Source organism: Ruegeria profundi, assembly GCF_049800715.1.
In the GTDB taxonomy this organism is placed as follows: domain Bacteria; phylum Pseudomonadota; class Alphaproteobacteria; order Rhodobacterales; family Rhodobacteraceae; genus Ruegeria; species Ruegeria profundi_A.
In genome coordinates, this window is sequence record NZ_JBNAFO010000014.1 from 65,121 (window position 1) to 77,633 (window position 12,513).

The following is a 12,513-nucleotide window of genomic DNA, read 5'->3' on the forward strand; positions in this document are numbered from 1 at the left end:
ACTATTGCAATTGATTGATGTCCGGCACACAGGGTTGCCTGTCGACAGGCATAGCATCAGCGCCCCCTGGAGCCTTGCTTCTAGACCCACCCACATCCAGCTTGAACTTTGGCGACGAAAGCTGACCCGTTACATCAAATGGCCAAGCACTCCGGGATAGGGGTTTGCCGACGCGACGAGGCTCGGCCCTTAATGCGATGCTATCGTTCAGCCAGTCCACTTGCCCCCTGGCCACCAGTTGAACCGATCCTGTTTCGATTACGATGGAGTTTGAACTGACGCGCCCGGCTTGGATATCAACCGGGGCGACCACGCAAGTGATGTCGGTATAGCCTTGTCGGAACTCTTCTGAAAAGAGCCAGGGGAAAATACCTAGCCCGGCCAACTCTAGTAGGCTGGTACTAATGTAACCTTGCGACATCGACAACGACGCATTGCCACGCATCGAATTGACGAAGGCCTTGCCCGAGGCGGTACTGCCAGAAACGTTGAACTCACCGCTCAAACGCCCATAAGCCTCAATACCAATGCCCAACTCATCAAGGATCTCACCGAATTCCCATCCCGAGGTCGATCCCGACAATGAAAGCCAATCAGGAGAGTCAATCAGATTCATGACCGCGCGCAGACTGAAGTTTCCACCGCCATAAGCCATCTGAAGAGGTCCGAAATCCACAGTTCCGTCTTTTGCAGACAATTGGCTGGAAACAGACGTTACGCCTTGCTGGCCTACAATCTCTTTGAATTCGATCTGTACCTCGACGTCAGCTTCTCGCAGCACGCGCTGCACATCCAGAAGATCGGCAGGTTTCCCTTTTTCCTTTGGCAATACCAAGGGCTGGACGTCTGTCTCCTTCGGTAAAACCAAAGGTTGAACTTCGGCTTCAGGTTCTTTTGTGGTCTCGCCTACCAAGCTTTTCAGTTGGTCCAGCACGGCAGTCAGGTTCTTCAGGTCGTTGAGATCGAGCCTTTCGCTCGTGATGTTGCCCCGAACAACAGAAGCACCCTCGGGAAATTTTGCGTCCAAAGCCGCAAGAAGATGCGAGGACCCTGCTTCGAACTGGATTGCGGCATCAAAGTTCTCGCCCTGTTTGGTTGTTTCAGCATCTATAGCCAGTGATCCGATTTCGACAGGTTGCAGATTCACTGCGGTCAGAAACTCGGCGCTGTCGTCGATGTCCAAATCCACGTCAAAATCGAGACCGGCAAGCCCTTTTAGCTCGTTGACAGATAGTGCGAGATCGAGCGCCCAGAGATCGGTGCCGTAGGTGGTCGCGTTAAACCTGTTGAGTGAAACCGGCCCGCCCGCGTTGGATATGTTGAAATCGGCTTTGATGCCGCCAAACTGGTCAATGTAGTCTTCATCGAGGTTGGGCAAAATCAACTTGGCGGGCCCGTTTAGCTCACCATCGAAAGTCACGTCCTGAAGCTGAAGCAGATCGAGGATTTCACCTTCGGCTTTCAGGACAGGCTCTTCAATTGGACCCGCTTGTAGTGCAATGCCCAGCATGGCAAGCCGTCCGTCTGGCATGCGGCGAATACTTTCGATTGAGGCTGGGCCGATTACGTCCAGCCCTTGGTCAAATGCATTGGTTTGGAACAACAACTTCTCAAATTCGAAGGAAGCCAGAGATCCGACCATATGCATTTCAAATCCAGTGAACTTAAGTTCCTGGATACTTTTTGCTGCTGGCGGAGGCTGTCCTTCGGGATGAAGCCGCGCGTTGAAGATCAGATCAACGCCCTGAGCGGTGTAGAGGTCATCTATTGAACCCTCAGCTTCGAGTTTTTGCCCGTCCTCCAGGCTTACAGTTGTTGTAAACGCCTCGATCTTCAGAGCGTCCTGAGAAACGAGTTCTGCTTGCAGCTGACCATTGCCTTCTAAAACGCGTTCCAGCCCGATGACGTCTAGAAAATCACCGAACTCACCTGTGTCCATTTCCAAGACTGCCCGATAACCGCCCCCTTCGTCTGCCGAGAAGGGCTCGCCATCGTAGCTTACGGTCATTTCGCCAAAACTGGCGCGTGTCGTAAACGGTGCGGCGTGTGGGTAGTCGCCTTCGATTTCGAAAACCTGACCGTTGACGGAGCCGGAACCAGAGACATTTGTTCTTTGTCCATTATCTACTTGTTCGAGCGCGAGTGACTGAAGGTCAAATACAAAAGAGAAGCCCGAGACCTTGTCGTCAATGTTTAACCCGATTGACCTGAAGCTGACGTTCTTGTCGCTCAGGAAGTTCAGGATTCCACTGCTTTCCGTGTCGGTCTTATCGGTACCATCAGCTTTAGCGACGTCTTTTTGATCATCCGCTGATACAGTTTCCTCTGAAGTTGGCTTGGGTGTTGGCTCGCCTTTTCGCCAGCTTGTGGTGCCGTCTTCTGCCGTCAGAAGATTTGCTTGGAGGCCTTCCACGACGAGATTGTCAAAGTGCAGGCGCCTGTTGGCCAAAGCGGCAATATCCAGCTCCAGCTCCAGCAGGTTCAATTCCACAAGAGCTTCCTCCGGCATTGTCAGGCTCGGGATGACCACACCACCGACGTAAATGTAACTCGTGCGGCCAAGCACGACGCTTACATCATCATTGACAAGAAGTGGCCGACCAATTTGTTCCGAAAGAACTCTTTCCACAAGGTCGCGCCGCATGTCCGAGAACATCGGAGCAGCAAACAACAACCAAACAAACGCGACTGTTGCGAAAGCGAGAAGTGCGACAAGCCCAATTATCCTAAAAAGCCAAACCCTCATGCGCTCCCCTATCGCCGCCTTCGCCGTTCAGTCTCTCACAAGCAGATATTCGGCCCACTAAACTGAATGCCCTTTCTGAACCTTATTCGGGTCAGTTGGGCCGTGTCACTATTCGTCTTTGATAGCCCCGCCAGTCGCTTTTATTCTTCCCATCAGTACACTTGCCCTATTGGTCGTAGCCTCTTCGGAAGTCTTGGTTGGTCCAAAAATCTGAACGTCATCGACCTCCAAAGTAAACGCAGCCTTCATGAGGACGGGACCATCAACAACCAGCATTTCTTTCTGCGTCGGGTCGATTCTGATTTGACCGGTTACAACGATGGGCTCGTAAACCGTAGAGGGCCTCCAGGAATCACTAAGGCGCAAACGCACCATCTGGTTCGGAGGCGGAGGCGGTACGTGGCTGCACATTCCACGTTCCGGCACGATATACGCCATTTGGGAGCCATCTTTGTCGCGGGGTGCCGGGATCACAAATCCGCCCAATGAAACGGTCACGCCATCGATGTCGACATTGGCGGCCGTGCCCGCCTTCTCACGTCTTTCCATTACAACCCAGCGTTGGGAAATCAGCCAGTTCGCATCAATGCCTTCCTCAGCAAGGGTTGCTTCGATCGCCTCGATATCCACTTGAATCTGGTCCAGCTGTTCTGGCGTGGCCCCACCTTTTTCTAGCAGTGCTTGCAACCTGACCAATTTCCGAAGCGTGTTAAGCTGTTTGTCAGTCAATTCAACGAAAGGATCTTCGTAGTCTTGAGCGGATTCATCGATCAGGTCTGACCACTCTACACGTGTGACCTCTGAATGAACCGGCAAAGCCAAAAAGCACGCGGCTATTACTACAAAGGAAAGACGCATTGTCTTTTGCTCCTAAATTTCCGGCAAAGCAGCGCCCAATGCTACTTGCTTCGGCAGGTCATCATTAAGTTCCAACGGATTCCTGCGCGAGCACGACGCGTTCTGGCGAAAGGGTAGCAAGCGCAAAAAGTACAAGAACGGTTTTTCCATCGCTAGGCCTGGTGTCCGGGTTTTGACCTTGGGCCGGGGTTCACAGAAAGGTCGCCCCGGCCAGCGTCAGGGCAAACGAGGTAATTCTTGCCCTGAAACATCGTACTTTCGTCTAGTTGAGAAGATCACCGACGATGCCGACGGCATCAACAACGGTAGACAGGTCATTCGTAACTTCGAGGACTTCACCATCGACCTGAATGTAGCGGTTTCCGTTGCCCGGCTCCTTCAGCTTCCATTTGGAAAGGTCCCCGATTTCCTCGAACTCCAGATCAGATGGGAGCTTGGCACCGCGCGTGTAGCGCTTGATCTGACCAGGTGGCACAGCCTTTGGACCTTTGCCGGGTTTGTCTTCGATCTGAATGCTGACATCACGGTCCTTGCCTCCCTTGTTCGGCTTCTTACCCTTGTTGTCTTTGGCATAAGCATCGCTGCCTCCAAGGATGAAAAACACAACTGATAAGGCTGCGAGAATTCCGTATACGATCTTCATAGACTGTTCCTTTGCTTCCTAACTTCATTCGACCGGAGTTGAAAATTCCGGCACGCGCTTCAGGGCTTCAACCATGTCCGCGCTCGTCATCAGTTCGATGAACCTGTAGTCTTTCAGAACCCCTTGGCTCAGACGCGAAACATACATGGCCTGTACCATGCCCGGATCGTCTGGGAAACGGACGGTGATGTAGTTCTTGCCATCGGCCAGTCCCCAGAAATAGCTGATCATCTCACCGCCCATTGCGGCGAGTGCAGCGCCCATGTCCTTTTCCCGGTCGGTCGGGTTGTCGATCATGATTTGCCAGGTATCGGGGTTTGGTTCCCCGATCCCCAGATAGTATCGGCTTTGGGTTTGTTCCGCTGCTGCTTCAGTAACGCCGATCCCAAATACGCAAAGAGCTACTGCGATTACTTTGTTCATTGATCGCTCCCCTGTTCAGGATCGACGATGCAAGGCGCAGGTGTCAAATTCCCGCATACTCTGCTCATTCGAGTGTATTCTTGTAGAAGACGCCATCTTTCATGATCACGCGAATGGTCTCGAAACCCCGATCCCGCGGTGCTGCATCAAACCACTTTGGATTTGCTCCAAGAACCGACAGGTCCTCCAGCGGATTTCCATCGACAATCAGGATGTCTGCATGGGCCCCTTCTTCGATCACGCCCAGTTTGTTGGGATAAGGGTTCCGACGCCCTGTCAGTTGAGCGAGTTCACCACCAGTCGAGGTCGCTGCAACTAGGAAGGCATGGTTACCCAGCAATTCAGCGAAATAGTACTTTTCAAAGTCCCGGTGTGCGCGGCCAAATCCAATGGTGGATAGCACGGTGTCGACGTTATGCACGATCTTGGGCTTGTACTTCTTGATGTACTCAATGACGTTTTCTGACCCGACCAAATATTCTTCCAGTTTCGGCTTAACTGTCGGCATGGAGAAATTGGGGTGATCAAGCAGCGCTGGATCCATTCCAGCTACATTCAGGGCCCAGAAGATACCTTCATCCGCAATACGTTTGACGGTCTCTTCGCTCACCATCTGAGCGTGCTCCAGTGACTTGACGCCCGCGTTCAGAGCCATTGTGACCGTTTCGTCGGTATAGGCGTGGACAGTCACATATGTATCAAAGAACGACGCAGCCTCGACCGCTGTCGAAATCTCATCAACGTTGTAAGCAACGGACCAGAGCGGATCGAGCTCGGATGACACACCGCCACCGGCCATCAGTTTCAGGAAACTCGCCCCGTGCGCGAAGTTAAGCCGCGATGCCTTCCGGATTTCCTCGGCACCATCAGCAATATAGGACAGGTTGAACGTATTGGCGACGTCGTCCGATCCCATGTTGAAGGTTCGCTGCTCGGGGTTTCGCCAGTCACCATGCCCGGATGTCGGGCCGATGGCCGCACCTGACGCATAGATGCGCGGGCCGTCTACAATCCCCTTGTCGATCAGTTCACGCAGACCTGATCCCATTCCGCCGGTATCCCGCACCGTGGTGTAACCATCGTAGAGGTAGTCGCGGGCATTTTCAGCCGCGGTGGCCCCGATCTGATCCCATTTGGCGGCCTGAAGGCCCGAGAAGGATTGCACGAGCCCTGTGGCATAAAAGTGCACGTGACTGTCAATCAAGCCCGGCATCAGCGTGCGCCCACCTCCGTCAACAAGCGTCGCGTCAGGCGCATCAATACCGTCAGTCGAGACTGTCTTTATGAGATTGCCTTCAACCAGAATATTCGCGTTTTCGATCCGCTCTTCACTAATTCCGTCAAAGATATGCACGTTGGTGAACAAGGTTTGTGGGAGCGCGTCCTGCGCCAAGGCACCGCTTGCTGCCATGGAAACAAGTCCAGCGATTGCTGTCAGTGAGGCCAGTATTTTCACGTGTCAGTACTCCCATTTTCCAAGTTAAGGGAGCGCGGGATGTCGAGGTAAATTCACCCCGCGCGATACTCAATCGAGTGTATTCTTGTAGATCACGCCATCTTTCATGATCAGGTCGATGTTGTTGGTGTAGTCGACCAGGATCTCGGCATCTTCGACCGGGTTTCCTTCAACAAGCAACAGATCGGCGTATGCGCCCTGTTCGATCACGCCCAGCGGGCCTGCTGTGTAGGGATTGAGTTTTCCTGACAGTGCCAGAAGTTCGGCCGATTTTGACGTCGCCTGTTGCAGGATTTCGTGCGAAGTCCATGCCTCCAGCCGGTATTTGAACTCATCGTTTTGCTTGGTCAGAGCCACCGGGTCGCCAATGATATCAGTCGAGAATGCGACGTTTTCGATCTCATACTCTTTCAACAGTTTCATCTGGTTGCGTGCACCGGCCTGAACATCAAGGAATTTGGGCGCTGCCGCAGGGCCAAGCGCCTTCTTCACAACTTCCTCATCAAGCCCAAGCAGGGAATAAAACGGGACAATCCAGGCACCAGAATCCTTGATGGCCTGTGCCGATACTTCAGTCATAAGTTGCCCATGTTCTATGCTGATGACGCCCGCTTCGAGCGACCGCAGGATCGAGTCGTCGTTATAGGCGTGGACCATGACATAGGTTCCCCAATCAGCCGCCGCGCGAACCGAAGCCTCTAACTCTTCCGGTAATCCTTGAACGGTGTGCAACGGATCAACCGAAGATGACACACCACCGCCCGCCATTACCTTGATCTGCACCGCGCCCATACGCAGCGCTTCGCGCGTTGCCCGCAGTACTTCAGGCACGCCATCGGCCAGGAACTCGACATGCTGGTTGAAGAAAGACGGCTGCGCCCCCATGAAGTTCGGATGGGGTTCGGTATAGACCCGATGTTCGCCATGCCCCGAGGTTTGCGAGATCACAGGCCCAGAGGCGTAGATACGCGGGCCAATAGCCTTACCCCGATCAATCGCTTTTTGCAGACCAATTGCCGGGCCACCCGCATCCCGAACGGTTGTAAAACCACGCAGTAGCATTTTCTCGGCTTCAATTGTGGAAACCGCGCCCCAATACATCCAGTCAAAATTGTCCCTCAGGTCCGCGACGGGCTCGGTGATTGCCATATGTACATGCGCATCGATCAAGCCCGGCATCAGCGTGCGACCACCACCGTCAATGATCTGGGCATTGGCGACGGCCAGTGGTTCCACCGATACTTCTGCGATCAGGTTGTCTACGACCAGAACGTTTGCGTTCTCAATTCGCTGTTCATCGACACCGTTAAAAACGTGCACGTTGGAAAATAGGATCGGAAAGCTCTCTTCCTGCGCCAAACCTTGGCCCGCGATTGCCAGGCCTGCAGAAAAGGCTGTCATGGCCACCAGGTGTTTGAATTTCGGTGTCATTGAGGCCCTCCAAATACGAATCACAGATGTATGTTTCTGAATATGATTTTAGAGTGATTGCCGGATTTTGCCTGACAGTATGGTGGGCTTGGCCAAATTGATTTGGCATTCTGCATGCTTTTGGCACCTTTTTGTGTGCTTTCTGTCTTTCTGTCGTTACCTTCATGATATTTGAGGTCGGCATGGACGCATTTGACCAAAACGCCAAAAAGGCCTTGCCGTTGGTTCGGGCATCAGTTGCTGCACCCGTGGTAGCTGCTTTGCGTGGCGCCGGTGTTGAACCGGCTTTTGTTCTGGACCCTCTGGGCGTGAGCGAAGCTCAGGTGATGGATCGCCAGAATTTCCTGCCACACGAGACGATTTATAAAATCCATCAAGCCGCTGCTGACGCAACATCACCAGACTTCTGCGCGCAAGTTGGTCAATCAATTGACCTAGTTCGGTTTCTGCCTCTTGGTGACATGTTGGCCGAGGCGTTGACGCTGGGCGACTTCTTTACGCGCTACACTCAAGCCGTCTCGAAAGAATCCAACGCGGTCACGCAGTCGCTGCTTGTGGAAGGCGAGCATGCTTATTTCAGTGCCAAGCGGAATTTCAACATTTCGGTTTCGCCCGGACAGACCGACGCATTTCTGGCGAGCATTTGGATATCACTACTGCACCGAGCTCTGGATTTCAGGTGGGACCCAAGCCAAATCATTTTACGGGTAAGCGAACCTGACGTGCTACCTAGGCACTTTCATGGTGTTCAAGCCATCAAGTGCGGCCCACAGGGTTTTTCGATCCGGTTTCCTTCACCTTGGCTTAGCCATCAGTTGCTCTCGGAAATATTGGAAAACCCGTCAGACCTGACAAGCGCTACCCTCGATCTGCATGCGCCTCAAGATTTCTTAGCCGGGCTTCAGGGCCTAATCCGGATTCATCTAGGCGAGCCGGGATTTGGCGTAGACGAACTGGCGCGCCTGTGCGGTTTCCACCGGGAGACATTGAACAACCGGCTGGCCCCTTATGGGCTATCAGCATCTCAGGTCATATCCGGTGTCAAACTGGAAGAAGCAAAGAAGTTGTTGGGTCTGGCAGGGAAATCCGTTGGTGAGACCGCATTGCGGCTTGGTTACGCAGACTCCACCGCGTTTTCGAGGGCCTTCCGAAAATGGTCTGGGATGTCGCCGTCGACTTATAGGAACGAGGTGAAAGGGCGGGGCTGACCAGCTCGGTTCCAACGCTGATCAAGGTTTCTGTTCTTGTAACAAGACTGTACCAAATACTGGTCTTGATGCTCGGCAAGAAGATCGGTGAACTAGTCCCAAGTCATTGTCAGTCGTCTTGCATCCTTCTCGAAGGGACTGAAGTCTGCTAGTCAAAGTGCAACTTTGATTGAGAAATAACGCCTATAATTGATGGGTTTGCACGACAACTGCCAGCAATTGAATCGGCTTTTGAACAGTGCAAAGCTATGGGTAAATTACGCAAACGACGCGCAAGGCTATGGGCGAGAACTCAGTAATTTTTTGAATGTAGCCCGTTTATGGGCTGCAGCGTTCCGTGCGCACTTACGACAGGTTTAGGTGTGGGAAGTGCTATGCTTACGCCTACAATCTACCAAGCTGGCGTCACCGCTGCTTTCGTTTGACCGATATAATGCAGCCCGAGTGTTTTGGATGCCTTGCAGGTACATCCCGTGCCATTGCGTCCACGTTTCCAAGGTGCCGCAACGCTCCGTTGTTCAGCAACACGCCTCGACCAGCATCATACCGTCGCTGTCCAAATCCGCTGGCAACGCATTCCCAGTTTTCCTTGGCCGCAGCGCTGCGGAATCTCGGTAGGTCGTGCGGGTCATGCCGTCCGGGTGTTGCTGCGACGTGATCGTGTTTCTTTGAATTGCTTTGGTGGGTTAAGTGGTGGGTCACTTGTGTTGAGCCAGGTTGCTGAACAGTGCCGGTTGTCGGCCTCGGCCTTGGGCGCATGATTGTCACGACGCCTTGTGGATTCTGATGTCCTGGGACGGCTACATGAGTTGCCGTGGGTCTTGGTGTCAATTGTGGAACCTGGCCAGGAACCGCTATGGGAACCTGATTGGGAGTCGGGGTTGGGACAAGCGGTGGCACAGCAGTTTGGCCGGTAGGCTGAGGCGGGATCTGACCAGGAACGGCGACTGGTATTTGGTTGGGTGTCGCTGTCGGCACAAGTGGCGGCACATTGGGTTGAGGCGGAACCTGGCCAGGAACAGCTATCGGAACTTGATTAGGAGTCGCGGTCGGAACTTGCGGCGGCACAGTAGCCAATGGCGGAACCTGATTGGGAACGGCTGTCGGAACCCGGTTTGGTGTCGGATTTGGCACTAAGGGCGGAGCTAAGGTCGGCGCTACGATCGGAGTTGGAACTTGCCCCGGAACCGCTATTGGCGTTGCGATCGGAACCCGACCGGGAATTGGGTTCGGGACCGCGCCCGGCACAAGGACAGGCACAGCAACGGACGTGGGCGTTTGCGGCGTTCCCCTTGGTGGCAACTGATTTGCCACCGGCTGCGTTGGACCGGTAATTTGATTGCCTACCCCTTGCCCACCGGCCTGCCCACATCCTTGGCTCGACTGGTGCGGATTCCCTACGCCACGGCACCACCCGAAATGATGTCCCTGTGCGACGACCTGCGTAGCGGCCAGTTCTGCAAACAAACAAGCTGCGGTAAGTAAAGCAATGCGGTTCTGTTTCATAACATCCTCACCAACTTGTTGTCAGAGCAAGATACGCGCCAGGATCTCCAGAGTCGGTCAAAGGGCCGTCTCTCAAAGGGACACCGACATATCCGGACAGGAATAGGTTTTGCTTAAACTCAATGTCCAAACCCAGACCTGTCGAGGCCAGTGTAGCATTATCAACTTCAAAACTCGCAGGGTCATTGTTCGAGATGTAGCCCACGTCGAAAAAGACAAAGGGCGTTAAGCGATGAATGCTTTGGGAACTTGGAAAGTAGGAGTGAGACACTTCGAAAATCGCGGAAATCCCGGAATCACCATCCACTTCGTCAAACCGATATCCACGCAAAGCATAACGATCACCAAGGAAGTACTCCTCGACCGAGGGCAGCCGGTCGGTGGTGTACTGCCCCCAAATCTCAGTGCGCCAAGCTGTGTTGGGCGACAAGCTCGTTAGCGGGCTTTCGTATCCAATGCCGCCCCGCAGATGCCAGAACGAAGAGTCTCCGTCGTCGAAATTCGCGTCTGTCGTGTCGTTGTCATTGTCACCAAAAGATAAGGTTATCCCCGCTTCCAGAGCTTGTCCTTTTGGATAGTTTTGGCCGTAGAGATATGTCAGGCCAACGACACTTGCGTCACTGGACAGTGGAACGCCACCACTGACTGAGTCCGCTTCGGAAATGCGATAATCCAGCAGAAGGTACCCATAGCGGGCCACATCGCGGATCACGGGATATCCCAACGCGACAGTGAAGTTCTCGCCATCAACATCTGTTCTTGCAAAATCCCCCGAGAGGTCACGTTTTGCGTTTATGTTTCCGTAGAAAATCTCACCGTACAGACCATTGCTGTTCAGCGGCGTGCGATAGGTAACAGCGCCCCACAAAGAGTGTTCGTCGTCTTTGTCCCAATTGTAGTTGCCTGACCCCTCAAATCGAAGCAAATCCCCGACGGTCAGCGTCGAATAAAATTCTTGTACGATATAGAAGCTGAGCGCTTCTCCAAGCTCACGCGGAGGGTTGTCAAGTGTCGCACTGCCGGCTTGTTTGCGCAGGGGCTCTCCCAATACCCTCAGCCGAGCACCAGCTTGATCCGGGTAATCAAGTTCGGTCGACACGTCCAAGTCGGGTATGTCCTCGGCCAGCATAACCGCACGCTCAAATCGTTTGAGAGTTATTGGATATGCGGTAGTGAGGGGGCGAAAGATCTTTTCCAAAGTTTGGAACGTGCGCGTATCTACACCTTCGATTTCTATGGTTTGAATGCGTCCCTCATCGACAACAATGCTCTGCCCATCGGGACCAGGCCAGGCCTCAGCCAAGAAGTAACCGTCTTCTCGGTAGATCTGCGTGATCGTTGATGCGACCTCCGCCGCTGTGATGCGCCCCGACCGATCAAAGGCCAATTGACCGGCAAAAGTTAGCAGCTCATCCGTATCATACACAGTTACGCCGCTTACAGAGTGCTGGGATGCTATGTCCCAAGTCTGGGCCATGCTGTATTTTGGGACCGATACAATAGCCACAAAAGTGCAGATGATCGCAAATACAACCGAGTTTGGTACGGGCATTTTCCACAACCTTAGCATGATTGAGCATGTTAGAACCCAATCCTATTACGAGGTTTGAATGTCTGAGCTTGCCGGTATTCAAATTTGATCACGACTGGTGCTTTCGAGATACACAGCGACCAGATTACAGCGCGCCTTCGTCGCCCAGGAACTCGATACCAGCTGTCGCACCATCCGTGTAAGCAATACAATTCCAAGGAGCGCGATCCTCACCAACACCGACAGTGACTTGTGTTCCAGCTTCGCTAAACGCGGACGAGAGAACAACGACTTGCGAATTGTTCGTTGTTTTGGCCACATCTCGCAAACACGCCTGCTGAGCGGGTGTGGGTTCGGCAGATGCGCCCGACGTACTCGTTTCGTCACATGCCGCAAGCAATGCAAACAAAGTTGTGCCTGCAATCATCACTGTCTTTTTGGTCATTTTCTTCTCCATCAGGGTCCTTCGAACTTAATGAATTTGGACACTCCTTTTTGAAGCGCCCGCTTCTATTCAGCCAATTGAGCACAGCTCGATCCGGTGCTTACCTATCCCAAAGATTTGTCGCCAACGGATTGGTCGGGAGAACGATATTGAGTTGATTGCCGGGGCCGATAACAACGGGGGTCAAATAAAGCTTAGTCGAATTCGCATGTTTGAATCTTATTTTTCATAAATCAACATTTTTTCCGCGCGTAAATTTCGCTACC

9 protein-coding genes are annotated in these 12,513 nt (G+C 53.2%); 1 reads left to right on the plus strand and 8 read right to left on the minus strand.

All coding sequences use genetic code 11. From position 1 onward, the window contains the following. Position 1: 1 nt before the first annotated feature. The 6 genes from ACP15L_RS19435 to ACP15L_RS19460 all read right to left on the minus strand — a co-directional run bounded on the left by ACP15L_RS19435 (position 2) and on the right by ACP15L_RS19460 (position 7,557). Positions 2 to 2,746, minus strand: coding sequence for an AsmA-like C-terminal region-containing protein (locus tag ACP15L_RS19435; protein ID WP_425085443.1), 2,745 nt, complete (start codon positions 2,744 to 2,746; stop codon positions 2 to 4). 108 nt (positions 2,747 to 2,854) lie between these two features. Next, complete coding sequence (locus ACP15L_RS19440) at positions 2,855 to 3,604, minus strand: DUF3299 domain-containing protein (protein WP_425085444.1); 750 nt, start codon at positions 3,602 to 3,604, stop codon at positions 2,855 to 2,857. A 262-nt stretch (positions 3,605 to 3,866) separates the two neighbouring features. After that, the gene (locus ACP15L_RS19445; protein ID WP_170463054.1) at positions 3,867 to 4,247 is read right to left on the minus strand and encodes a hypothetical protein; all 381 of its coding nucleotides are present in this window, start codon (positions 4,245 to 4,247) and stop codon (positions 3,867 to 3,869) included. Positions 4,248 to 4,271: 24 nt separating this feature from the next. Further along, positions 4,272 to 4,670 carry a hypothetical protein gene (locus ACP15L_RS19450; protein WP_425085445.1) on the minus strand — a complete coding sequence of 133 codons (399 nt, stop codon included), beginning with the start codon at positions 4,668 to 4,670 and terminating at the stop codon, positions 4,272 to 4,274. A gap of 64 nt (positions 4,671 to 4,734) precedes the next feature. Next, positions 4,735 to 6,081, minus strand: a complete 1,347-nt coding sequence (locus ACP15L_RS19455; protein WP_425085446.1) for an amidohydrolase family protein — start codon at positions 6,079 to 6,081, stop codon at positions 4,735 to 4,737. Between the two features lie 114 nt (positions 6,082 to 6,195). Beyond that, a complete protein-coding gene (locus tag ACP15L_RS19460; RefSeq protein ID WP_425085447.1) occupies positions 6,196 to 7,557 on the minus strand; it encodes an amidohydrolase family protein in 1,362 nt (453 codons plus the stop codon). A gap of 182 nt (positions 7,558 to 7,739) precedes the next feature. Here ACP15L_RS19460 and ACP15L_RS19465 point away from each other — a divergent pair, with 182 nt between their 5' ends. Further along, complete coding sequence (locus ACP15L_RS19465) at positions 7,740 to 8,765, plus strand: helix-turn-helix domain-containing protein (protein ID WP_425085448.1); 1,026 nt, start codon at positions 7,740 to 7,742, stop codon at positions 8,763 to 8,765. Between the two features lie 1,513 nt (positions 8,766 to 10,278). On the opposite strand, the gene ACP15L_RS19470 is transcribed toward ACP15L_RS19465, so the two are convergent. Continuing rightward, a complete protein-coding gene (locus ACP15L_RS19470) occupies positions 10,279 to 11,823 on the minus strand; it encodes a ShlB/FhaC/HecB family hemolysin secretion/activation protein (protein ID WP_425085449.1) in 1,545 nt (514 codons plus the stop codon). Between the two features lie 124 nt (positions 11,824 to 11,947). Then, complete coding sequence (locus tag ACP15L_RS19475; RefSeq protein ID WP_170550033.1) at positions 11,948 to 12,247, minus strand: hypothetical protein; 300 nt, start codon at positions 12,245 to 12,247, stop codon at positions 11,948 to 11,950. Positions 12,248 to 12,513: the final 266 nt, after the last annotated feature.

Excerpts from the sequence above, each read along its gene's own strand:
- ACP15L_RS19450 (WP_425085445.1), bottom strand. The coding sequence starts at position 4,670 with ATGAACAAAGTAATCGCAGTAGCTCTTTGCGTATTTGGGATCGGCGTT.
- ACP15L_RS19470 (WP_425085449.1), bottom strand. The coding sequence starts at position 11,823 with ATGCCCGTACCAAACTCGGTTGTATTTGCGATCATCTGCACTTTTGTG.
- ACP15L_RS19455 (WP_425085446.1), bottom strand. The coding sequence starts at position 6,081 with ATGGCAGCAAGCGGTGCCTTGGCGCAGGACGCGCTCCCACAAACCTTG.
- ACP15L_RS19435 (WP_425085443.1), bottom strand. The coding sequence starts at position 2,746 with ATGAGGGTTTGGCTTTTTAGGATAATTGGGCTTGTCGCACTTCTCGCT.
- ACP15L_RS19475 (WP_170550033.1), bottom strand. The coding sequence starts at position 12,247 with ATGACCAAAAAGACAGTGATGATTGCAGGCACAACTTTGTTTGCATTG.
- ACP15L_RS19440 (WP_425085444.1), bottom strand. The coding sequence starts at position 3,604 with ATGCGTCTTTCCTTTGTAGTAATAGCCGCGTGCTTTTTGGCTTTGCCG.
- ACP15L_RS19460 (WP_425085447.1), bottom strand. The coding sequence starts at position 7,557 with ATGACACCGAAATTCAAACACCTGGTGGCCATGACAGCCTTTTCTGCA.
- ACP15L_RS19445 (WP_170463054.1), bottom strand. The coding sequence starts at position 4,247 with ATGAAGATCGTATACGGAATTCTCGCAGCCTTATCAGTTGTGTTTTTC.
- ACP15L_RS19465 (WP_425085448.1), top strand. The coding sequence starts at position 7,740 with ATGGACGCATTTGACCAAAACGCCAAAAAGGCCTTGCCGTTGGTTCGG.